Raw genomic sequence first — 22,792 nt, forward strand, 5'->3', positions numbered from 1 at the left:
GGTCGGTCAGTACTTGCGGGTGGGGAGGGCGGCCTTGGCCTGGTCCTGCATGAAGTCGCCCTCCTTGGTCTTGATCCAGCGCTCGACCGTCTCGCCGTCCTTGACCTTCTGGACGACCTCCATCAGCTGGGGGCCGAGCAGCGGGTTGCACTCGACGATGGCGTTGATCTTGCCCTCGGACATGGCGATGAAGCCGTCCTTCACACCGTCGACCGTGACGATCAGGATGTCCTTGCCGGGCTTCTTGCCGGCCGCCTCGATGGCCTGGATGGCGCCGATGCCCATGTCGTCGTTGTGCGCGAACAGCACGTCGATGTCCGGGTTGGACTGCAGGAAGGCGGCCATGACCTGCTTGCCGCCGGCCCGGGTGAAGTCGCCGGTCTGGCTGACGACGATCTTCCAGTCGTCCGCGTGGTCGGCGTCCATGACCTCCTTGAAGCCCTTGGCGCGCTCGATCGCGGGGGCGGCACCGGTGGTGCCCTCCAGCTGGGCGATCTTCACGGCGCCCTTGTGACCGGCCTTCTCCAGGACCTTCTCCAGGATCTTGGCGGCGCGCCGGCCCTCGTCCGTGAAGTCGGAGCCGACCAGGGTCACGTACAGGGACTCGTCGGAGGTCTCGACGGAGCGGTCGGTGAGGACCACCGGGATCTTCTTGGCCTTGGCCTCCTTCAGCACCGCGTCCCAGCCGGTGACGACCACCGGCGAGAAGGCTATGACGTCCACGCCCTGGGTGATGTAGCTGCGGATCGCGGAGATCTGGTTCTCCTGCTTCTGCTGCGCGTCGGAGAACTTCAGGGTGTAGCCCGCGGTCTTGGCCGCTTCCTTCACCGAGTCGGTGTTGGCGCTGCGCCAGCCGCTCTCCGAGCCGACCTGGGAGAAGCCGAGGACGAGCGCCTTGCTGCCGCCGGAGGTGGAGTCCGAGGCGCTGTCGTCCTCCTTGGCGCAGGCCGCCAGGCCCGTCGCAGCCGCCACGCCGACCGCCGCGGTGAGGAAGTTCCTTCTGCTGAGCATGTGTCTTCTCCTTTGAAGAGCCGGTCCGGGGATGGACCACTGGTGCTCGATGGGACCGGCCGCGCTGCGTCCAGCCTGTCGATCATTGTTCGAAATATCGGCCACACCGATGGCGGGAAGTCGATCGGTCGGTGCCGTTGGTGCCGTTGGTGCCACCTCAGCCGGGAGCGGCCCCCGGCTGGGGGATGTACGGAAAGGTGCTGGCGCGGACGACGAGTTGAGGTTCGATGGCGATCCGGGACGTCCCGGAGGGGGTACGGCCCTCGATGAGATCGAGGAGCAGGCCGATGCTCCGCTTGCCCACCGTCGCGAAGTCCTGCCGGACGGTGGTGAGCGGCGGAGCGAAGAACTCCGACTCCGGGATGTCGTCGAAGCCGACCACCGCGACGTCCTGGGGAGTGCGCACTCCCGCCTCACGCAGAGCCCGCAACACCCCCAGTGCCATCTGGTCGTTGGCGACGAAGACGGCGGTGAGGCCGCGGCCCACCCAGCCGGCCAGTTCCTGGCCCGCACGGTAGCCCGACAGCGGACTCCAGTCACCCCCCAGCGGCAGCGGCGGTTCGACACCCGCCTCTTCGAGGGTCGATCGCCAGCCCTCGGCCCGGTCCGCCGCCTCCTGCCAGTCCTCGGGTCCGGCGAGATGCCAGACCGTGCGGTGACCGGAGGCCAGCAGATGGCCGGTGGCCAACCGCGCGCCCAGATGCTGGTCCACGTTGACGCTGGGGATCTCCACGCCGGACCCGGTTCCCACGGCCACCACCGGGAAGGGGTGGCGGAGTTCGGCGAGGGCCTCGACCGCCGACCGCTGCGGGGCGAGGGCGATCACCCCCTCCACCCCACCCTCACTGAGGTGGGCCAGGGCCTCGGACAGCGTCTCCACCGTCAGCCTGCGCAGACTGACCGTCGAGACGACATACCCCTCGGCACGCGCCGCCTCCTCCAGCGCGAACAGCGTGCTGGCCGGTCCGTAGAGCGTGGTGTTGGAGGCGACGACACCGAGGGTGCGGGTGCGCCGGGTGGCCAGGGCCCGGGCGGAGGAGTTGCGGCGGTAGCCCATCTCCTCGATGGCGTGCAGCACCTTGGCCCGTGTCTCGTCCCGCACATTGGGGTGATCCCCCAACACGCGGGACACGGTCTGATGGGACACGCCGGCCAGGCGTGCCACGTCGGCCATGGTGGGCGGCCGGAGCTGGATGTGGGTCACGGCCGCACCTCCTTGGTGGTCGTCTGCCGGTAAGTCCTGTGGGGCGGGCGGATGGTTCCGCGCCGTCGGCTTCACGCCGGGATTCCGGAAAGCCCCAAGACACCGGGCGGAAAAGCGGGTTGAGGCACTGCCGACACGACGCTCGTACCTCCTTGGATGCCGTTGGGAGACGACTGGTGAATGCGGACGTCATTGTGAGCGCTAACAATTGATGGCGGTCAAGAGGGCTGCATCAGGGAAGTCGTCACGGTTGGATAACGCGGCAGGCGGCCGCCCCGACCGACGAGGGACCGGTAACGTCCCTGGGTGCGGCCGTGAAAGTCGGGCGGACCGGACCGGCGGACGCCGTCCCGGCCGTCGCGCAGGAACCGTTGTGAACCGTTGTGGGTTCGACCCATTGACACTCCGACCGGGTCGTCCCTACTGTCGCGACAGCATTTCGAACAAGTGACGATATCTCGAACAAGTCAAAGAGGACTGGGGAGTACCGTGCGCATCACGGGAATCAGCACGCACGTGGTCGGGACGCCGTGGCGGAACCTGACCTACGTCCAGGTGCACACCGACGAGGGACTCACCGGCGTCGGCGAGACCCGCATGCTGGGCCACACCGACGCGCTGCTCGGCTATCTGCGCGAGGCAGAGGCCAACCACATTCTCGGGTCGGACCCGTTCGCTGTCGAGGACCTGGTCCGCCGGATGAAGTACGGCGACTACGGGCGCGCCGGCGAGATCGTGATGTCCGGCATCGCCGTGATCGAGATGGCCTGCTGGGACATCAAGGGCAAGGCCCTCGGGGTGCCGGTGTGGCAGCTGCTCGGCGGCAAGGTGACCGACAAGGTCAAGGCCTACGCCAACGGCTGGTACACCACCGAGCGCACCCCGGAGGCGTACCACAAGGCGGCCCAGAAGGTCATGGAGCGCGGTTACAAGGCGCTCAAGATCGACCCCTTCGGGACCGGGCACTTCGAGCTGGACCACGAGGAGACCCTGTACTCGGTCTCCCTGATCGAGGCCGTGCGCGACGCCATCGGGCCGGACTCCGAGCTGATGCTGGAGATGCACGGCCGCTTCTCCCCCGCCACCGCCATCCGCCTCGCCAAGGAGCTCGCGCCCTTCAAGCCCGCGTGGCTGGAGGAGCCCTGCCCGCCGGAGAACCTGAAGGCGCTGGAGAAGGTCGCCGCCAAGGTCGACATCCCGGTCGCCACGGGTGAGCGGATCCACGACCGGATCGAGTTCCGGGAGCTCTTCGAGAGCCAGGCCGTGGACATCATCCAGCCGGACGTGGGTCACATCGGCGGCATCTGGGAGACCCGCAAGCTGGCCGCGACCGCCGAGGCGCACTACGTGCTGGTCGCGCCGCACAACGTGGGCGGGCCGGTCCTGACCGCCGCCTCCCTCCAGGTCGGGTTCACCTCGCCGAACTTCAAGATCCTCGAGCACTTCAACGACTTCGCGGACGCGGAGATCAAGAAGGTGATCTCGGGGGCGCCGGAGGTCGTGGACGGCTACTTCCACCTCTCCGACAAGCCCGGCCTCGGTGTCGAGCTGGACGTGGACGCGGCGGCGGAGTTCCCACAGCAGCAGGCCCGGTTCGACCTGTGGGCCGAGGGCTGGGAGCAGCGCAAGCCGAAGGGCAGCGAGAAGTGAGCACCGCTGACGCCGGGGGCACCGCCGTCGTCATCGAGGCTCCCGGCGAGCACCGCCTCGTCGCGCACGAGCCGCGGCAGCCGGCGGCCGGCGAGGCGCTCGTCCGGGTCCACGCCTCCGGCATCTGCGGCAGCGACCGCGAGGTCTACCAGGGCAACCGGCCGGAAGGGTACGTCCGTTACCCCCTCACCCCGGGTCACGAGTGGTCCGGAACGGTCGAGGCGGTCGGGGCCGGGGTGCCTTCGAGTCTCGTAGGCCGCAAGGTAGTTGGCGAGGGGTTCCGGAACTGCCAGGTGTGCGACCGCTGTCACGCGGGCGAGACCACCCTGTGCACGGCCGGGTACGAGGAGACCGGGTTCACCCAGCCGGGCGCCATGGCCACCACCCTCACGCTGCCCGCCCGTCTGCTGCACGTTCTGTCCGACGACGCGGATCTGACGGCGGCGGCGCTGCTGGAGCCGGCCGCGTGCATCGCGGCCGCCGCGATCAAGGCGAACGCGCTGCCGGGCGAGAGGGTCGCCGTCGTGGGCACGGGAACGCTCGGGATGTTCGCCGTTCAGTTCCTGAAGGCGGGATCGCCGGCCGAGCTGCTCGTCGTGGGGACGCGTCCGGACCGGGCGGAGCTGTCGAAGCGGTTCGGCGCCACGGACTTCCGGACGAAGGACCAGGCACTCCCCGACGACTTCGACGTCGTCATCGAGACCGCCGGGTCCGCGGACGCGGCACGCACCGCCGCCGCCCTGCTGAGACGCGGTGGGCGGCTGGTCCTCACGGGGATTCCCGCGCCGGGTGCGGACGGGCTCGACCCGACCGATCTCGTCGTACGGCAGCTGGAGGTGCACACCGTGTTCGGTGCGGCGCCGGATGCCTGGGCGCACACCGTGCGGGTCTTCGGCGCCGGGCTCCTCGATCCGCTGCCGCTCGTCACGCACGAGCTGCCGCTGGACGAGTTCCCGCAGGCCATCGAGTTGGTGGGGTCCGGCGATCCGAAGGTCGGGAAGGTCCTGCTGCGGCCATGACACACCCCTGAGCCGTATGCCGGTACGGGGCGCCTGACGACTCCGTACCGGCATACATCCAAAGTCTTGTGCACCCAGAGCCGCGAACCTCGTCCGAAATACCGAACCTGCCGAACCTGAAGGACAGATTGTGACCGACTCCACCGCCCCCGCATCCCGACGGCCCGGTGAGCAGGCGCTCGCCGCGCTCGGCCTGAACACGCCGGCCCTCGACCCCTCCGACGCCTCTCCGCACACCTTCCCCGGCGGCGGCCGCTGGCGTACCGAGGTTCCCTCCGTGGAGGGGCCCGAGGCGCTCTCCGTGGTCCTCAAGGAGGCCTCGCGGCTCGATGTACCGATCCACCGGGTCAGCCAGGGCAGCGGTGTCTGGATGCTCACCGACGCCGAGATCACCGAGATGGTGGAGGCGACGGCGGAGCGTGACATCGAGCTCTGCCTGTTCACCGGCCCGCGCGGCACCTGGGACATCGGCGGCTCCACCCGTACCGACTCCAAGGGCGCCGGGCTGCGGGCCCGCGGCCACGACGCGGTCGCCGGGTGCGTCGAGGACGCCGTACGCGCGACCGAGCTGGGGGTGAAGTGCCTGCTCGTCGCCGACGAGGGGGTGCTGTGGACCCTGCACCGGGCGCGGGTCGCCGGGATCATCCCGGCCGACACGACGCTGAAGGTGTCGGCGCTGATCGGGCCGGTGAACCCGGCCGCGTACGCCGTGTACGAGCAACTCGGCGGCGACTCGCTCAACGTGCCGAGCGATCTGACGCTCGATCACCTCACCGAGATCCGGCGGGTGTCGGCCGCCCCCATGGACATGTACATCGAGGCTCCCGACGATCTCGGCGGCTATGTGCGGATGTACGAGGTCGCCGAGCTGATCCGGCGCGGCGCACCGCTCTACCTGAAGTTCGGCCTGTCGAAGGCGCCCGGGATCTACCCCTACGGGCACCACATGCGCGACCTGACGCTGAACACGGCCAAGGAAAGAGTGCGGCGCGGCCGGCTCGCCCTGGACCTGCTCGCGCGGCACGGCGCGGACGGCGACATGGCGCCGCTCGGCTCACGGCTGCCGGGCGCGCTGAAGCGGTTCGAAACACCTGCATAACGTTCCGGACAACGCCCCTTCACAAAACACGACGCAGTCGCACAGACTCCCACACGACTCCTCTCGGTCTCCTCTCGCACTGCCTACAGGGCGCCCGTACCGCCAGACCGCCCCCTGCCCCAAGACATCAAGGAAGATGATCATGCGTACTCGCAGAGCCGCACTCGCCGCGATAGCCTCCGCCGCCTCCCTCGCACTGACCCTGACCGCCTGCGGCCAGAGCAGCGAAGGCGGCAGCGAGGAGAAGACCGAAAGCGCCAAGGGAGGCACCATCGGCATCGCGATGCCGACCAAGTCCTCCGAGCGCTGGATCGCCGACGGCAACAACGTCGTCAAGAACCTGGAGTCCAAGGGCTACAAGACCAAGCTGGTCTTCGGCGAGGACGACCCGGAGAACCAGGTCTCGCAGATCGAGAACCTGATCACCCAGAACGTCAAGGCGCTGATCGTCGCGGCGATCGACAACAAGTCGCTGAACGGCGTGCTGCAGCAGGCCAAGGATGCGGGCATCCCGGTCATCGCCTACGACCGCCTGATCCTCGGCACCCCGAACGTCGACTACTACGCGTCCTTCGACAACAGCAAGGTCGGCGAGCTCCAGGCCAACTACATCGTCGAGAAGCTCGGCCTGAAGGAGGGCAAGGGCCCCTTCAACATCGAGCTCTTCGCCGGCTCCAACGACGACAACAACACCAAGTACTTCTTCAACGGCGCGATGAGCGTCCTGCAGCCGTACATCAACGACAAGAAGCTCGTCGTCAAGTCCGGCCAGACCAAGCTCACCCAGGTCACCACCCTGCGCTGGGACGGCGCCACCGCCCAGCGGCGCATGGACGACATCCTGACCCGTACCTACACGAGCGGCCGGGTCGACGCGGTGCTCTCGCCGTACGACGGCATCTCGATCGGCATCCTGTCCGCGCTGAAGTCCGACGGCTACGGCACCAAGGCCAAGCCGCTGCCGGTCCTCACCGGCCAGGACGCCGAGCTGGCCTCGGTGAAGTCGATCATCGCGGGCGGTCAGACGCAGACCGTCTACAAGGACACCCGTGAGCTGGCCAAGGTCGCCTCGAACATGGTGGACGCCGCGCTCAACGGCAAGAAGCCGGAGATCAACGACGACAAGACGTACGACAACGGTGCGAAGGTCATCCCGGCCTACCTGCTGGAGCCGGTGAGCGTCGACAAGACCAACTACGAGAAGGTCCTGGTCGACGGCGGCTACTACACCGCGGCCGACCTCAAGTAATCCGTCGGCGCCTGTAACAAACACAGATTGGAAGGCACGACCATGGCGGGACCCGTCCTGGAAATGCGCTCGATCGTCAAGACCTTTCCCGGTGTCAAAGCGCTCTCGGACGTCACGCTGACCGTCCGGCAGGGCGAGGTCCACGCCATCTGCGGCGAGAACGGCGCCGGCAAGTCCACCTTGATGAAGGTGCTCTCCGGCGTCCATCCGCACGGCACGTACGAGGGCGACATCCTCTTCGAGGGAGAGGCCTGCGAGTTCAAGGACATCCGGGCGAGCGAGGCGCGCGGCATCGTCATCATCCACCAGGAGCTGGCGCTGGTGCCGTACCTCTCCCTCGCGGAGAACATCTTCCTCGGCAACGAGCACGCCAAGGGCGGGCTCATCAACTGGAACGAGACCCTGCGGCACGCCAGTGAGCTGCTGCGCCGGGTCGGTCTCAGCGACCACCCGGAGACCCGCGTCGCCGACATCGGCGTGGGCAAGCAGCAGCTCGTGGAGATCGCCAAGGCGCTCTCCAAGAAGGTGAAGCTGCTCATCCTCGACGAGCCGACCGCGGCTCTGAACGACGAGGACAGCGGCAAACTCCTGGATCTCATCCTGGAGTTGAAGAAGCAGGGCATCACCGCGATCATCATCTCCCACAAGCTCAACGAGATCCGCAAGGTCGCCGACTCGGTGACGATCCTGCGCGACGGGCAGACCATCGAGACGCTCGACGTGAAGGCCGCGGAGACCACCGAGGACCGGATCATCTCCGGCATGGTGGGCCGCGACCTCGACCACCGCTTCCCCGAACGCACCGCGTACGAAGAGGAGTTGGACGCGGCTCCGGCTCTTGAGATCCGCAACTGGACCGTGCACCACCCGATCGACCAGCAGCGCAAGGTGGTCGACGACGTGTCGATCAGCGTCAAGCGCGGGGAGATCGTCGGTATCGCGGGCCTGATGGGCGCGGGGCGTACCGAGCTCGCGATGAGCGTCTTCGGGCGCTCCTACGGCCGGCACGCGGGCGGCACCGTCCTCAAGGACGGCAAGGAGATCCGTACGAAGACCGTCGCCGAGGCGGTCAAACACGGGATCGCGTACGTCACCGAGGACCGCAAGCACTACGGCCTCAACCTCATCGACACCATCAACCGCAACATCTCGCTGACCGCGCTCAACAAGGTCACCAAGCGCGGTGTGGTCGACGAGCACGAGGAGCGGCAGGTCGCCGAGCGCTTCCGCAAGTCCATGAACATCAAGGCGCCGACCGTCTTCGAGCCAGTGGGCAAGCTGTCCGGCGGCAACCAGCAGAAGGTCGTCCTCAGCAAGTGGATCTTCGCGGGTCCCGAGGTGCTGATCCTGGACGAGCCGACGCGCGGCATCGACGTGGGCGCCAAGTACGAGATCTACACGGTCATCGACCAGCTGGCCGCCGAGGGCAAGGCGGTCGTCTTCATCTCCTCCGAGCTGCCCGAACTGCTCGGTATGTGCGACCGCATCTACACCATGGCCGCCGGGCGGCTCACCGGTGAGGTCCTGCGGGCCGAGGCCTCGCAGGAAGTGTTGATGCGCCAGATGACGAAGGACAAAGAGGTAACGCGATGAGCACGGATGTGACCGCCAAGTCCCCGGCCCCGGCGCCGCCCGGGAAGAGCGGGGGTGCGGCCGCGGGAGGCGGCCTGCTGCAGCTGATGCTGGACGGCCTGCGGCGCAACATGCGCCAGTACGGCATGCTGATCGCGCTGGGTCTGATCGTCGCCCTGTTCGCGGTGTGGACCGACGGTGTCCTGCTCGAGCCGCGCAACGTCTCCAACCTGGTCCTGCAGAACAGCTACGTCCTGATCCTCGCCATCGGCATGATGATGGTCATCATCGCGGGCCACATCGACCTCTCGGTCGGCTCGCTGACGGCGTTCGTGGGCGCGTTCGCGGCCGTGCTGACCGTGCAGCACGACGTGCCGTGGCCGGTCGCCGTGGCGCTGTGCCTCGTGGTCGGCGCGATAGCCGGTGCGATACAGGGCTTCTTCATCGCGTATCTCGGCATACCGTCGTTCATCGTCACCCTCGCCGGAATGCTCGTCTTCCGCGGCTTCACCGAGATCCTGCTGGAGGGCCAGACCCTCGGCCCGTTCCCGGACAGCCTCCAGAAGATCGGCAACGGCTTCCTGCCGGAGACCGGCCCGGAGACCAACTATCACAACATCACGCTGCTCCTCGGCCTGGTCCTGATCGTCTTCGTGGTCCTTCAGGAAGTCCGGGACCGCAAGCGCCAGCAGGAGTTCTCGCTCGACGTGCTGCCGCGGAACATCTTCCTGCTCAAGCTCGTCTCGATCGTCTCCGCGGCCCTCGTCGTCACGCTGCTGCTCGCCAGCTACAAGGGCGCGCCGATCATCCTGCTGATCCTGGGCGTGCTGATCGTCGGCTACGGCTACGTCATGCGCAACGCCGTCTTCGGCCGCCACATCTACGCGATCGGCGGCAACCTGCCGGCGGCGAAGCTGTCCGGTGTGAAGGACAAGAAGGTCACCTTCCTGGTCTTCCTGAACATGGGCGCGCTCGCGGCCCTGGCGGGTCTGGCGATCGCCGCCCGACTGAACGCGGCCTCCCCGAAGGCGGGCCTGAACTACGAACTCGAGGCGATCGCCTCGGCGTTCATCGGTGGCGCGTCCATGAGCGGCGGTGTGGGCACCGTCCTCGGCGCGATCATCGGCGGTCTCGTCCTCGGCGTGCTGAACAACGGCATGAACCTTCTCAGCGTCGGTTCCGACTGGCAGCAGGTCATCAAGGGCCTCGCGCTGCTGGCGGCGGTCGGGTTCGACGTGTGGAACAAGCGCAAGGTCGGTTCGTAGACCGGTTCGACCGGATCGGGCCCCGCCTCCTGGCGGGGCCCTTCCCATGGGAGGGAGAGGGAGACCGGTGACATCACTCTTCGGCAGGCTCGCCGACGGTACGGAGATCCACAGCTGGTCGCTGGAGAACGGCGGCACCCGCATGAAGGTCCTGTCCTACGGCGGGATCGTGCAGTCCCTGGAGGTCCCCGACCGGCACGGCCGGTACGCCGACGTCTCCCTGGGCTTCGACCGCATCGAGGAGTACGTCGCCTCCAGCCCGTACTTCGGCGCGCTGATCGGCCGGTACGGCAACCGCATCGGCAACGGCCGGTTCACACTGGACGGCGAGACGTACCAACTCTCCGTCGACGACGGGGAGAACAGCCTGCACGGCGGCGCCGACGGCTTCGACCGGCGCGTGTGGGACGTCGAGCCGTTCACCGAGGGCTCCGACGTCGGCCTGCGCCTGTCCTACACGTCCGCCGACGGCGAGATGGGCTACCCGGGCACGCTCGAGATGAAGGTGACGTACACCCTCACCGAGCGGGGCGACTGGCGTATCGACTACGAGGCCACCACCGACAGGGCCACGGTCGTCAACCTCACCAGCCACGTCTACTGGAACCTCGCCGGCGCGGGCAGCGGCACGATCGAGGACCACGAGCTGGAGATCGCCGCCTCCCGCTACACGCCCACCGACCCGGGCCTGATCCCGACCGGTGAACTGGCGGAGGTCGCCGGCACCGCCTTCGACTTCCGTCGGGCCAAGCCGATCGGCCGGGACCTGCGCACCGGGCACCCGGACCTGCTCGCCGCCAAGGGCTACGACCACAACTGGGTGCTGGACAAGGGCGTCACGGCCGAGCCCGAGCACGTGGCGACCCTCCGCGACCCGGCCTCCGGCCGCACCCTGGAGATCGCCACCAACGAGCCTGGCCTGCAGTTCTACTCGGGCAACTTCCTCGACGGCACCCTCGTCGGTCCCGGCGGGCACACCTACCGCCAGGGCGACGCGCTGTGCCTGGAGACCCAGCACTTCCCCGACTCGCCGAACCACCCGTCGTTCCCGTCGACCGTGCTGCGGCCCGGGCAGACGTACCGGACGACTACGATTCACTCGTTCAACTCATAGATTCAGAGCGTGACTTCGGGAGCGTGACGCAGAACAGGAGCGTGAGGTTCCAGAACTCACACTCTTTTCACACCCGTTGAACAACGTCACCCCAGCCTCCGTATGTAAGGGCGGCCCGTGCTCCCCCGCGCGGGCCACCCAATGACGACGGACCCGGTCGTCCCCACCGGGTCCGCCCCATACGGAGGTTCCATGGCCGACAACGTCACCTCGCTGTTCCGCAGCACCGCGGCGCACAGTCCGTCGATGGCGGCACTGACGCGTGAGGGCGGCGACGGCGCCGGGCCGGTCGACTTCTGTATCCCGTGCAACCCGTACTTCCCCACCGCGGCCATGTTCGACGAGATGTCGCACCGGATGCGCGACATCATCACGTACTACCCGAGCAGTGCCGACACGATCACGGCCGAGCTGTGCAACCTGCTCCAGCTGCCGCCGCAGGCCGTCGCGATGGGCAACGGCTCCACTGAGCTCATCACCTGGATCGACCACCTGCTGGTCCGCGAGTCCCTCGCCATCCCCGTCCCCACCTTCGGCCGCTGGACCGACCAGCCGATGGAGACCGGCAAGCGGGTCGACATGTTCCCGCTCCAGGAGTCCAGCGGTTTCGCCCTCGACCTCGCGCAGTACGCCGAGTTCATACGGGCCCGCGGCACCCGCGTCGCCGTCATCTGCAACCCCAACAACCCCGACGGCGGCTTCCTCCACAAGCACGCGCTGGTGCAGTTCATGGACGCGATGGCCGACCTGGACCTGGTCGTCATCGACGAGTCCTTCCTGGAGTTCGCGGACGCGGAGGCCGAGCCGTCCGTCGTCCAGGAAGCGATGCTCCGCCCGAACGTCATCGTGCTGCGCAGCCTCGGCAAGAACTTCGGCCTGCACGGCATACGTTTCGGCTACATGGTCGCCAACCCGTCGCTCGCGGGCCGGGTCCGTTCGATGCTGCCGAAGTGGAACCTCAACGCCTTCGCCGAGTACGTGGTGTTCATGCTCAAGGAGCACGGCGCCGAATACGCGCAGAGCCTCCACCAGGTGTACCGGGACCGCCTGGACATGGCGAGCCAGCTCTCCGCGCTGCCCGGTCTGACGGTCTATCCGTCACAGGGCAACTTCCTCTTCGTGCGCCTCCCCGTGGGCGCCGAAGGCACCGTGGTGCGGGACCGGCTGCTCACCGAGCACCGGATCCTCGTCCGCGAGTGCGGCAACAAGATCGGTTCCTCCAGCCGCTTCCTGCGCCTTGTGGTGCGCCCCCAGGTGGACGTGCGTCGCCTGGTGTCCGGCCTGGAACAGGTGCTCTACGGGACCAGGAGGGGAGCCGCCGTGCCCGAGCTCGCTACAGGGACCAGCTACAGCTCGGGTACGGCGGCAGTGGACCGGTTGGTCGGCGCCAGCAACGGCGCCGGCATGCAGGGGCTTGCCGCGCAGGCCATGGCCACCGGCGGGCAGGGGTTCCCGGGCGGCATGCAGCCGCAGCCGATGCCCATGCCGATGCCGGCGGCGGCTCCGCAGCAGCCGTACGGGGTTCCGGCACCTGCGCCGATGCCCGCCGCTGCCGCGATGGCCGGGCCTACGCCTACCGGGGTGCCCGCGCGTGGCGGGCTCACCGCCGCGCAGGTGCGCGGCATGACGGCCCCCGGCGCCGCGCCGTCGGATCTCACGGCGGCTCCGGCTAGCGGGTGGCCGAATGCGGGGAGTTGGCCCAACGCTGCGGGGATGGGGCAGCAGGTCGGCTGACGCCCTCGCGGGGCGGAGCCGCAAATCGACACAGCCCCGCGCCCCTGGGTTGGCAGCTCTACACCGGGTTCAATCGCCACTGTTGGCAGTTGTTGCTCAACCAGGTCCACTGCCTGACGTCAGCTGCATCCGCTGTCGAGCAGTTCGCCACGTCCGCCACCTTGCCCGTTGCCTGGTTGACGATCCTTACGTAGCCGCTGTCGGTCACGAGGAAGCGGAACCTCTGGCAGGTGTTGTTGAGCCAGGTCCACTGGCGTAGGTCCGCGCCGTCGGCTGTCGAGCAGTCGGCGGTGTCCAGGACCTTGCCGGTCGCCACGTTCACGAGTCTGCTCGTGTCGTCTCCCTGGTCCTCGATGCGCCACTTCTGGTTGTTGCCGCCGCTACAGGTGTACTGCTGGACGTTGGCGCCGTCGGCCGTCGAACTCCCGGCGACATCAAGGCACTTGCCGCTGTTACGGTTCGTGATCGTGTACGTCGTCGAGGTGGACGACGGCTCGCCGGACGGGCCGGTCAGGCCCGCGCCCAGGGCGACGGGCGTACCGAGGTTCGGTGTGCCGTCGGAGTTCCAGGTGAACTTCTGCGCCCGGGTCGTACGGCCGTTGTCGCAGCCGTCGGACGCGGAGTCGTTGGCGTGGTAGACGATCCAGTTCTCGGTGCCGTCGGGTGAGGTGAAGAAGCCGTTGTGGCCCGGCCCGTAGACCCCGGCGGAGTCGTTGCGCTGGAAGACGGGTGTGGACTTCTTCGTCCAGGAGGAGGCCGAGAGCGGGTCCGAGCCGGTGAGCGTCAGCTGGCCGAGCTTGTAGTCGGGGGTCCAGCAGCCGCTCGCCGAGTAGATCAGGAAGGTCCGGCCGTTGCGCTGGAGGATCTCCGGCCCTTCGTTGACCGAACCTCCGGACGTCTCCCAGGAGTTGGTGGGCGTGGAGATCGTCGAGAAGCCGGTGGCGAGGGTGTACGGGTTGGACATCCTCGCCGCGACGAGGTTCTGCGTCCCACCGCTCGCACTGCCGAAGAGATACAGCTGGCCGTTGATGGTCGCCACCGTCGGGTCCAGCATCCAGGCGGAGTTGAGCTGGTTGCGGTAGGTGTACGGGCCCATCGGGTCCGAGCCCGCGCTCTCCAGGACGTGGGTGCGCTGGGTCGGGATGTAGTCGGAGACGTTCTGGCCGGCGACGTAGTACAGGTACCAGCGGCCGTTGATGAAGTGGATCTCCGGCGCCCAGATGTTGCAGCACCGCGAGGAGGCGTCCCCGGTCCACACCTGGACGCTGGGCGCGGTGGCGAGACCGGCCAGGGTCGTCGACTTGCGCATGGTGATGGCGTTGGTCCAACTCGTCGTCACCATGTAGTAGTTGCCGCTGTAGTACGAGATCCAGGGGTCGGCGCCCTTCTGCGCCTTGACCGGGTTCGTGAACGAGGCCGCGCTCGCGGAGGACTGCCCGAGCGACAGGGCGAGGATCAGCGCGGCCAGCAGGGTCAGTACGCGACGGGCCATCCGCTGCTCCAGTTCAGAAGGTTGATACCGAGCTTGGGCGTGCCGTTGTCGTTGCCGTCGTAGTAGTGGTAGACGATCAGGTCGCCGTCGGAGTCGTTCATGATCGACTGGCCGCCGGGGCCGATGTACCGGCCGTGCGACTCCAGCACGGGCGTCCCGCCGTTGTTCGTCATCGCGACGCCGCTCTGGTCGTAGTACGGCCCGGTGACGCTGGTGGCGCGGCCGACCTTGACCTTGTAGGTGGAGCTGGTGCCGGCGCAGCAGGTGTCGTACGAGGCGAAGAGGTAGTAGTAGCCGTTCCGCTTGACGATGTACGGCGCCTCGACCGCCTTGGTCCCGGTCGGGCGGGAGGCGATCGAGTACCGGGTGGTGTTGGAGGAGAGCTGCTTCCCGCTGGACGGGTCGATCTGGATCATCTTCAGGCCCGTCCACCAACTGCCGAAGGACAGCCACCACTTGCCGTCGTCGTCCACGAAGAGGTTCGGGTCGATGGCGTTGTAGTCGCTGGAGGTGGTGGAGGTGTAGACGGTGCCGTAGTCGGTCCAGGAGCCGGGCAGACCGGTGCTAGAACCGGCAAGACCGATGGCCGACTTGTTGGACCCGAAGGTCGAGACGGCGTAGTACATCAGGTACTTGCCGCCGTGGTACGAGATGTCGGGCGCCCAGGCCTCGGTGGCGTACGACGACCACCAGCTCGGCTTGGTGGTGAAGGCGTCGCTGCCGGCCGTGAACGCGATCCGGTCGGTGGAGGTCTTGTAGCCGAGGCCGCCTCCGGTGCCGTAGAGCAGGTAACGACCCGACGATGTACGGATCATCGTCGGGTCGTGGACGACGGTGTCGCCGGTGACCGTCCCGGGGTTGGGGTACGCCGACGCGCTGCTCGGGATCAGGGCGAGCAGGACGGCGGCGGGGACGGCGAGGAGGGCCGTTCTTCTGCGAGACGTGCGAGAGGTGCGGCTCACGCTGACGCTCCCAAGGGGTGGGGGGATACGGTCCGTTCGGAATCCGTTCGGTATTTCGATCGCCGATCAGAGCTTCGGACGGGACCGTAGAATCGAACCCCTTGCGCGTCAATGGCCCGCGCAACCCCAGTGGTGCGTCAGTGGTCGTTCTCCAGGTGCAGCTTGAGGAGATCGACGCCGTAGTCACCGCCGTTGGGCGTGCGGATGATGGTGTGGATGTGCTGCTGGGTGGGCGTACCGTTCGGGCCGCCCATCCCGCCCCCGCCGGTGCCGCTGCTGGACTTGTTGCCGTAGGCGAGCGGGGACTGGGCGTCGTACTCGATCAGCACGACCGGGCTGTGCACGCGGTAGTAGAAGGCCGAGCTGTCCTTGGTCTCGCCGATCCAGTAGAAGTACGTGTCGTCGAGGTGGTCCTCGACCTCGGACATCTTCACCTCGGCGTGACCGTCGTTCATGTTGCCGACGTAGACACGGACCAGGTCGAGGAGGTGGTTCTTCTGCGTCTCGGTCCACCCCTTGGCGACCAGGCCCTGGTAGGCGAGCTTGAGATTGTCCTGGCCGGCGCCGGCCTTGAGGTTGTCGCCGCCCTTGCTCTCGGAGGAGATGACCTTCTTCTGCTGGGCGGAGGTCAGGGACCGCAGAACGGTGAGCCCGGCCTTGGTCTCCTTCTTGAAGAGGGTGATCTTCTCGCCGTTGTAGGTGGCGGAGGTCGGCTCGGAGCCCATGAAGGTGGGTGTCATGACGACCTGGTCGCCGAGGACGAAGTAGTTGACGGCCACGTGGTGGCCCTCGTACTGGAAGCCCCAGGGCTTGGTGGTGGACGGCGTGCCCATGAAGGTGAAGAAGTAGGCGCCCTCGGTGAGGGTGTCCCGGCCGCCGCCGCTGTAGTCGCCCAGGAACGCGTTGAGCTTCATGATGTTGCGGGTCTGGGTGAGCCCGTCGGCGGACAGGGCGACGCCGAGCAGGGCGCAGCCGAGGTCGCGCTGCTTCTCGGTCAGGTCGCCCATGCGGGCGCCCTGGCGCTCGTAGCCGTCGACGTTGCTCCACTTCAGCCACTCGTCGTCGTCGACGTCGAAGACGGAGGCCTTGTGCTCCTTGGTGGTGAGCCCGTCCAGGAAGGCCTGGGCGGCCTTGACCACCTTGTCGGTGGAGACGTCGGTGGAGTGGATCGAGTACAGGTCGCCCGCGACCTTGCCGTCGTTGGTGACGCCCACGAAGTCGGCGTACTTCACCTCGGAGGCGCCGGGGCCCATACCGCCGGCTCCGCCACCACCGGGGCCACCGGAGGGCATGCCACTGGGGGCGGCGGAGCTGGAACTCGCCGTGTCGGAGGAGCTCGAGGAGCAGCCGGTCATGGTCGCCACGGCGGCGACTCCGCCGGCGAGCAGCGCCTTGTTCATGAACCAGCGACGGCTGCGTTCGGCTTCGGGGGTTCGGGGTCGGTGTCCGTGCATGCGGAGCAGAGTCCCTGCCGTACCTGAAGCGTTTCTCTGTGAAACCTGTGAACGGGAAGGTCGGCAGCTACAACAGCGGCGGCGATGGCGACTGCGTCGAGGTCGCCCTCTCCCCACCGCCCGGGCCGACTTTCTCACCGCCGTTTCCAGGTGACCGCGGGGCGACCCCACGGTCACTCGGCCCCGGAAGCGTCAGTCGGCCGGTCCGGACGGGCCCGGCGGACCGAAGTCCGCATCCAGCTGTTCGCGCCACCCCGCGTCGGCCAGCCCCGCACCGACCAGCACGTCACGCCAGTCCTCCTTGGCCAGCTGGACGGCGTCGAGGAGACGGTCCACGCGGCCGCGTCCGCACAGGAGGGTGGCGGCGGCGATCCGTTCCTTGTCCTCCTGGTCACCTCTGTCGGTCAGATGGTTCACCAGCTCGGCGAGGAGGTTCCCCACCACCTCGCCGTCCCGTCCGGGAAAGTCCTCGGCGATACGCCGTTCGACGCGCACACTCAGCCCCATTTGCCCTCCTTCTCACCTTTTGCCCTGCCACGCTACCGTGACCACCCGGCCGCCGGAGCCGTGAGACGTGCCCTGCGAACCCGGCAGCCGCCCCCACCCCTGCCCACAGCCCCGCGAAAACCGTGCCCGCCGCCGGGCACGCCGCGGGCCGTGTCGGCGCACAGGTTGTCTCGCAAGGAACTTGACGATCCGTCACTTTACGCAACTGACAGCTGAGCGACAGAATCCGTTCCTACGGTGCCGTGTTCATGACAGACACTTCGGAAGCCCCCCAGACCACGATCGGGCGCCGCACCGTACTGATCGCCACCGGAGCCACGGCCGCCACCCTGGCCGTCGGCGCCGCCGCGCCCGAAGCCCCCACAGCCGCCGACGACACGACCCCCGTGGCCGCCGCGGCCGTCTGCACCCTCACGAAGGAGATGACCGAAGGCCCCTACTACCTCGACGGACAGTACGTCCGCTCCGACATCAGCGAGGACAAGACAGGTATCCCGCTCGAGCTCGCCCTCACCGTCGTCGATGACGACACCTGCGCGCTCCTGAGCAACGCCCTCGTCGAGATCTGGCACTGCGACGCGCTCGGCGAGTACTCGGGCTTCGTCGGCAACAACGGCCACGACGAACCGGACAACGGCACCTTCCTGCGCGGCGGCGTCCTCACGGGCTCCAGCGGCGTCGCGAACATCACCACGGTCTACCCCGGCTGGTACAGAGGCCGCTGCGTGCACATCCACATCAAGGTGCACGTCGACGTCACGCTCACCTCCGACGGCTCGTTCACCGGCGGCACGGAGCTCCACACCGGGCAGCTCTTCTTCGACGAGGCGATCACGACTGAGGTCGCCGCACTCTCGACCTACGCGGCCAACACCGTCACCCGAACGACCCTCGCCCAGGACTCCATCTACGACGAGGGAGGCGCCGCTTCCGGCCTCCTCACCCTCACCGCCCTGGGCAGCTCGACCTCCGCCGGTTACGCCGGGACGCTCACGTTGGGAGTCGACCAGAGCTAGCCCGTAACTCCCGCCCCAACGCGCCCTGGGTGACCGTACGCTGGAAGTGCGGTTACCCAGGGCCCATTTCGGCAGGGGGCGAAGGTAGGGCATGGACGTTCGTCTTCGGCTGCCCGACGACCCGGACGGCGGCGAACTGAAGCAGCTGTACGACTGGTTGACGAGAGATCAGGAACTGCGCCACTTCGCGGACATCACGCTGTCCGCGGAGCCCGATACATCAACTGCGTCGCGGGACGAGCCCGGCACCAGCATGGGCAGCGCCTTCGACATCATCCAGCTCGTCCTCGACTCCGGGATCCAGCTGGCCTCGCTCGGACTCGCGATCGGGCTCTGGCGCCAGGCGCAGCGGCCGCGCTCGTCCGTGGAGATCCGGCGGGGCGACTCCACCGTCGTCGTGTCGGCCGACATGGATCGCGAGCAGATCCTGGCCGCGCTGGATCTGCTGAACGAGCTCGAGCCACCGCCCGAACCGGAGGACCCGGACGAGCCGGAGGAACCCGAGGACACACCGGGCGGACCGGAAGGCGACGGCCGGTGAACCAGCCGGACCGGCAGAACCAGCCGAACCAACCCAGCCCGCCGGGCGCGTCCCTGCCCGACCCCGCGCGCTCGGCCGCCGTCCTCATCGGCGTCAGCGGCTACCGGCACCTGCCCCGGCTGCCCACCGTGGCGAACAACCTCACGCAGCTCAAGGAAGCCCTGACCGACCGGGAGATCTGGGGGCTGCCGGCCGACAACTGCGTCACGGTCACCGATCCGAGCACGTCGGGCGACATGATCGACCCGGTCATCTCCGCGGCCACCAAGGCCCGGGACCTGCTGATCGTCTACTACGCCGGGCACGGCTTCGTCGACCGGCACGGCGCCTTCCACCTCACCGGCGTCGGCTCGCGGGACGGGGCACGGCACACGGCGGTGCCGTACGACTGGCTGCGGGAGGCCCTCCTGGAGCACAACCGGGCGCGGCGCCGGGTCATCGTCCTGGACTGCTGTTACAGCGGACGTGCCATCGGGGACATGGCCGGCCCGTCGGTGACGCCGCTCAGGACGGCGGCGGACGTCGAGGGCAGCTATCTGCTCACCTCCGCCGCGGCGAACGTCAAGGCGCTGGCCCCGGACAAGGAGCCGTGCACGGCGTTCACGGGCGAGCTGGTGCATGTGCTGCGGTACGGCGTGCCCGGCGAGGAGGGCGAGGAGACCTCGCCGTACCTCACACTCGACATGATCTACCGGCAGGTCAGGGACGCGCTCCAGGGCAAGAACAGACCCAGACCGCAGCAGCAGGACCGCGGGCAGATCGGCCGGCTGCCCTTCGTACGCAATGTGGCCCGGGAGCCCGATCCCCCTCCCCCGTCCTCGCGTTGGAGACGCTGCTCGGTCGTCGTGGCGGCGGGTGTCACGGTGCTGGCCGCGGGGACGTCCCCGCTGTGGTGGCCCTCGGGCAGCGGCACCGGGTCCGCCGCGTGCTCGCCGCGAGCCTCGCTGGTCGGCTTCTCCGACCGTCTCGACAAGTCGGCGTTCCGGGGGCAGGACGTCTACGGCCTCTCCTCCCTCACCCTGACCGGCGAGTCCGAGGCGCTGTCGCTCGCGGACAACTCACCGCCGTACCTGTACCGGCTGTCGCTGGGGAAGCCGGGTGAGCCGCCGGAGCCCCGGATCACGGCGATGACGCAGCTGCGCAAGGCCGACGGAACGCCCTACTCGGCGGCGGACAAGGACTTCGACGGTGAGGCCGTCGCCCTGGAGAAGGGCGGGAGGACCGTCCTGGTGGCCTCCGAGGCCGGGCCCTCCGTCAGCCGCTACAGCCTGGAGACCGGCCGACTGCTCGACGACTTCCCGGTGCCGGAGCGCTTCCGACTGGCCGGGAAGGGCGGCCACGCGGTGGCCAACGCGGCCTTCGAGTCGCTGGCCCTCACCCCGGACGGCCGCCATCTGTACGTCGGCCTGGAGGAGCCCCTCGGCGGTGACGGCTCCGCCCAGGGACGCGAACTCATCCGCGTCCTGCGCTACACGGGCACCCCGGGCGGCCGGTACGCCCCCGACGCCGAGTTCGCCTACGAGACGGACTCGGGCCTGCGCCTCGCTGACCTCACCCCCACGGGAGAGGGCGACCGCTTTCTGGCCCTGGAGCGCGGTTTCGCCGACGGCCAGGGCAACAGCGTCCACATCTACGAGATCTCCTTCGCGGGCCTGCCCGACATCACGAAGACCCCGTCCCTCTCCGGCCTCACCTCAGCCTCCCCCTCCCCCTTCGTCCGCAAGAAGGCCGTAGTCGACCTGGCCGACTGCCCCGCGTCCGGCGCCAAGGCGAAGGAGCCCCAGAGCAACCCCCTGCTCGACAACGCGGAGGGCATCGCGCTCGGCCCGCCCCTGACCCGGGGCGAGTACCAGGGCAGGCACCCCCTCTACCTGGTCACGGACGACAACAAGAGCAAGACGCAGACGACCCGTTTCTACACGGTGGCGGTCACCGGGATCCCCTAGCGAGCACCACGACCGTGCCGGCCGCGCGGTCGTACTTGCTGTGGTGGTAGGTGTCCCGGTCCTTGGCCAGCTGCGCCAGCAGGATCGCGCCGACGAGCAGGTTCAGCACCGGGATGGACAGGAATGCCGCCCGGTCGAACTCCCGGGTGAACGTGGCCTTCCAGGACGGCGGACCGCTCCCGTCCGACCACAGGGGGACCACCCGGAGCCCGAAGATCCACTTGCCCACGGTCGTGCCCCACCAGTGCACCAGGGGCAGGTAGTACAACAGCCCGCCCGCCGCGCAGCCCATGGGCACGAGAACCAACAGCGCGATGCCGTCACTCGATGCCGCCGCGGCCATGAATCCGAGGCACGCGAACACGGACGCGATCACCGTGTCCACCACCCGCGCCGCGATCCTGCGTCCGTGCGGCGCCAGTACCAGTACCGGACTCCCCGTCGCACCCACCGCGGCGGCGGCGTCCGCGACGTACTCCACCAGCGCGCCCTGCGGCCGCACGCCCAAGCGGCTCATCTCATCCACCCAGCCCTCGTCCGACGAATTCCCGCACCTGGGAGATCTCCACGGGCCGATCGTCACCCCGGAATGTGCGAGCCGCCACAAGATCACGAATGTGCGCGATACCGGAGAGTGTTCTCTGCATCAGATCGGACGCGAGGATTTCACGGCCCGAATTCGGATCGGCGAGATCGATCCCGGAATCCTCCAGAACCAGATAGTCAGCCGCCTCGTACAGGTTCTTGGCCACCAGCTCGGCCTGGCCCGCATCACCGGCCTTGGAGCACTCAAGTGCGTAATACGCACCGGCGATCACGTGCTCCATGACTCCGAGCTCGCCCTCTTCGTCCTCGGAAAGGATTTCCTCCAGTTCCGCGAGAAAGGGGTCCACGGCCTCCGGGGAGCCCGAGGATTCGATCGAACCCCAACAGAAAGCGACCGCCGGCGCGCACTTCGCCGCACCCATGGCCGCTGAGGCTGTCGAGCCGGATCCGAAGTACGTCAGCAGCGCCTCGGCGCAGGCCGCGGCGAAGGCCACGCGCTGCGAGTCGGAAAGCGCTTCGAGTTCCGAAAGGAGCGCGTCTCCGTCATAGCCCGAAATCATCGGCACATCCTAATCCCCCCGAACCGCGGCCTCGACCGAGCGCGCCCGACGCTATGTCATGAACTCGGCTGAAATAAAGGAGAGTTGGCCAGTCCATCCCCAGCTCATTCACAGCCGCACATTAAGGATTTCCTTAACTGCGTCCTTACCTTCTCTCGACATGACGGGAAACACGGAACACTCCGCAGAACACGACAACAACGACAACCACGACAGCGGCGAGCCCGGCAAACACCGCAGGGACAAGAGCGTCCAGCGCCGCCGCGTCCTGATCGGCGGCGGCACCGCGGCCGTGGCGGGCGGGCTCGCGATCGCCGGGATCGCCTCGGCCGACCCCGGCAAGAAGAAGGCCGCCAAAACGAAGGCGTCCACCTCGGCCTCCGCATCGGCGTCGGCCTCCGCGTCCAGCGGCATCTGCACCCTCAACGCCGAGGTCACCGAAGGCCCGTACTCCCTCGACGGTGCTCTCGTGCGTGAGGACATCCGGGAGGACAAGGAGGGCTTCGAGGTCCAGTACACCTTCACGGTCGTCGACCAGGACAACGACTGCGCGCCGCTCGCCAACGCCCTCGTGGAGATCTGGCACTGCGACCACCTCGGCGAGTACTCCGGCTTCGTCGGCGGCAACGGCCACGAGGAGGAGGACAACGGCACCTTCCTGCGCGGCGGTCAGGTGACCGACGCGAACGGCCAGGTGAGCCTCGTCTCCATCTGGCCCGGGCACTACGTCTCCCGCGCCATCCACGTGCATCTGCGGGTGCACACCGATGTGACGCTGACCGACGACTCGTACACCGGCGGCGAGATCATCCACACCGGCCAGCTCTTCTTCGACCAGGACATCAACACCG

At 68.2% G+C, this 22,792-nt stretch carries 19 protein-coding genes and 1 pseudogene; 12 read left to right on the forward strand and 8 right to left on the reverse strand.

The features are described from left to right. Positions 1–6 precede the first annotated feature (6 nt). On the reverse strand, positions 7–1,011 hold the full coding sequence (locus tag IG08_RS0110015) for an ABC transporter substrate-binding protein (RefSeq protein ID WP_030599038.1): 1,005 nt from the start codon (positions 1,009–1,011) through the stop codon (positions 7–9). Positions 1,012–1,168: 157 nt separating this feature from the next. Further along, entirely contained in the window at positions 1,169–2,215 is a 1,047-nt protein-coding gene (locus IG08_RS0110020; protein ID WP_030599040.1) for a LacI family DNA-binding transcriptional regulator, read from the reverse strand. Between the two features lie 489 nt (positions 2,216–2,704). Here IG08_RS0110020 and IG08_RS0110025 point away from each other — a divergent pair, with 489 nt between their 5' ends. The 8 genes and pseudogenes from IG08_RS0110025 to IG08_RS0110060 all read left to right on the forward strand — a co-directional run bounded on the left by IG08_RS0110025 (position 2,705) and on the right by IG08_RS0110060 (position 12,917). Then, positions 2,705–3,865 carry a mandelate racemase/muconate lactonizing enzyme family protein gene (locus IG08_RS0110025; RefSeq protein ID WP_030599043.1) on the forward strand — a complete coding sequence of 387 codons (1,161 nt, stop codon included), beginning with the start codon at positions 2,705–2,707 and terminating at the stop codon, positions 3,863–3,865. Continuing rightward, entirely contained in the window at positions 3,862–4,884 is a 1,023-nt protein-coding gene (locus tag IG08_RS0110030) for a zinc-dependent alcohol dehydrogenase (protein ID WP_030599045.1), read from the forward strand. The genes IG08_RS0110025 and IG08_RS0110030 overlap by 4 nt, the downstream gene beginning before the upstream one ends. Positions 4,885–5,014: 130 nt before the next feature. Further along, positions 5,015–5,983: a glycosyltransferase family protein gene (locus IG08_RS0110035; protein WP_030599047.1), complete on the forward strand. Its 969-nt coding sequence runs from the start codon at positions 5,015–5,017 to the stop codon at positions 5,981–5,983. Between the two features lie 142 nt (positions 5,984–6,125). Beyond that, positions 6,126–7,232 (forward strand): multiple monosaccharide ABC transporter substrate-binding protein, encoded by a 1,107-nt coding sequence (chvE, locus tag IG08_RS0110040; protein ID WP_030599049.1) that lies wholly within the window; start codon positions 6,126–6,128, stop codon positions 7,230–7,232. Positions 7,233–7,274: 42 nt separating this feature from the next. Further along, positions 7,275–8,825: a multiple monosaccharide ABC transporter ATP-binding protein gene (mmsA, locus tag IG08_RS0110045; RefSeq protein WP_030599051.1), complete on the forward strand. Its 1,551-nt coding sequence runs from the start codon at positions 7,275–7,277 to the stop codon at positions 8,823–8,825. Continuing rightward, positions 8,822–10,069, forward strand: a complete 1,248-nt coding sequence (mmsB, locus tag IG08_RS0110050) for a multiple monosaccharide ABC transporter permease (RefSeq protein WP_030599054.1) — start codon at positions 8,822–8,824, stop codon at positions 10,067–10,069. The genes mmsA and mmsB overlap by 4 nt, the downstream gene beginning before the upstream one ends. A 52-nt stretch (positions 10,070–10,121) precedes the next feature. Then, positions 10,122–11,183 (forward strand): annotated as a pseudogene (locus IG08_RS0110055) (aldose epimerase family protein); the annotation flags it as partial. 192 nt (positions 11,184–11,375) lie between these two features. After that, positions 11,376–12,917: a pyridoxal phosphate-dependent aminotransferase gene (locus tag IG08_RS0110060; protein ID WP_030599059.1), complete on the forward strand. Its 1,542-nt coding sequence runs from the start codon at positions 11,376–11,378 to the stop codon at positions 12,915–12,917. A gap of 58 nt (positions 12,918–12,975) precedes the next feature. On the opposite strand, the gene IG08_RS0110065 is transcribed toward IG08_RS0110060, so the two are convergent. From IG08_RS0110065 to IG08_RS0110080, 4 genes are all read right to left on the reverse strand, one after another. Continuing rightward, on the reverse strand, positions 12,976–14,409 hold the full coding sequence (locus IG08_RS0110065; protein ID WP_030599062.1) for a family 43 glycosylhydrolase: 1,434 nt from the start codon (positions 14,407–14,409) through the stop codon (positions 12,976–12,978). Beyond that, positions 14,391–15,371, reverse strand: coding sequence for an arabinan endo-1,5-alpha-L-arabinosidase (locus IG08_RS0110070; protein ID WP_030599065.1), 981 nt, complete (start codon positions 15,369–15,371; stop codon positions 14,391–14,393). The genes IG08_RS0110065 and IG08_RS0110070 overlap by 19 nt, the downstream gene beginning before the upstream one ends. A 137-nt stretch (positions 15,372–15,508) precedes the next feature. Next, positions 15,509–16,825: a DUF3500 domain-containing protein gene (locus IG08_RS0110075; RefSeq protein ID WP_052424570.1), complete on the reverse strand. Its 1,317-nt coding sequence runs from the start codon at positions 16,823–16,825 to the stop codon at positions 15,509–15,511. Between the two features lie 192 nt (positions 16,826–17,017). Beyond that, positions 17,018–17,332: a hypothetical protein gene (locus IG08_RS0110080; protein ID WP_030599072.1), complete on the reverse strand. Its 315-nt coding sequence runs from the start codon at positions 17,330–17,332 to the stop codon at positions 17,018–17,020. A gap of 248 nt (positions 17,333–17,580) precedes the next feature. Between IG08_RS0110080 and IG08_RS0110085 the strand changes: the two genes are divergently transcribed. The 3 genes from IG08_RS0110085 (at position 17,581) to IG08_RS0110095 (ending at position 20,835) form a co-directional block, all read left to right on the forward strand. Continuing rightward, complete coding sequence (locus IG08_RS0110085; RefSeq protein WP_030599075.1) at positions 17,581–18,348, forward strand: intradiol ring-cleavage dioxygenase; 768 nt, start codon at positions 17,581–17,583, stop codon at positions 18,346–18,348. 91 nt (positions 18,349–18,439) lie between these two features. Beyond that, a complete protein-coding gene (locus IG08_RS60010) occupies positions 18,440–18,889 on the forward strand; it encodes an effector-associated constant component EACC1 (protein ID WP_043453717.1) in 450 nt (149 codons plus the stop codon). Then, a complete protein-coding gene (locus IG08_RS0110095) occupies positions 18,886–20,835 on the forward strand; it encodes a caspase, EACC1-associated type (protein ID WP_030599076.1) in 1,950 nt (649 codons plus the stop codon). Before IG08_RS60010 ends, IG08_RS0110095 begins: the two co-directional genes overlap by 4 nt. Here IG08_RS0110095 and IG08_RS0110100 read toward each other — a convergent pair. Further along, entirely contained in the window at positions 20,819–21,352 is a 534-nt protein-coding gene (locus IG08_RS0110100) for an RDD family protein (protein WP_030599078.1), read from the reverse strand. The genes IG08_RS0110095 and IG08_RS0110100 overlap by 17 nt on opposite strands. 1 nt (position 21,353) lies before the next feature. Beyond that, complete coding sequence (locus tag IG08_RS0110105; RefSeq protein ID WP_030599080.1) at positions 21,354–21,941, reverse strand: hypothetical protein; 588 nt, start codon at positions 21,939–21,941, stop codon at positions 21,354–21,356. A 160-nt stretch (positions 21,942–22,101) separates the two neighbouring features. On the opposite strand from IG08_RS0110105, the gene IG08_RS0110110 reads away from it, so the two are divergent. Then, the coding region (locus tag IG08_RS0110110) for a dioxygenase family protein (protein ID WP_043453720.1) at positions 22,102–22,792 on the forward strand (691 nt) is incomplete at its 3' end.

This window comes from Streptomyces fulvoviolaceus (genome assembly GCF_000718165.1).
In the GTDB taxonomy this organism is placed as follows: Bacteria; Actinomycetota; Actinomycetes; order Streptomycetales; family Streptomycetaceae; genus Streptomyces; species Streptomyces fulvoviolaceus.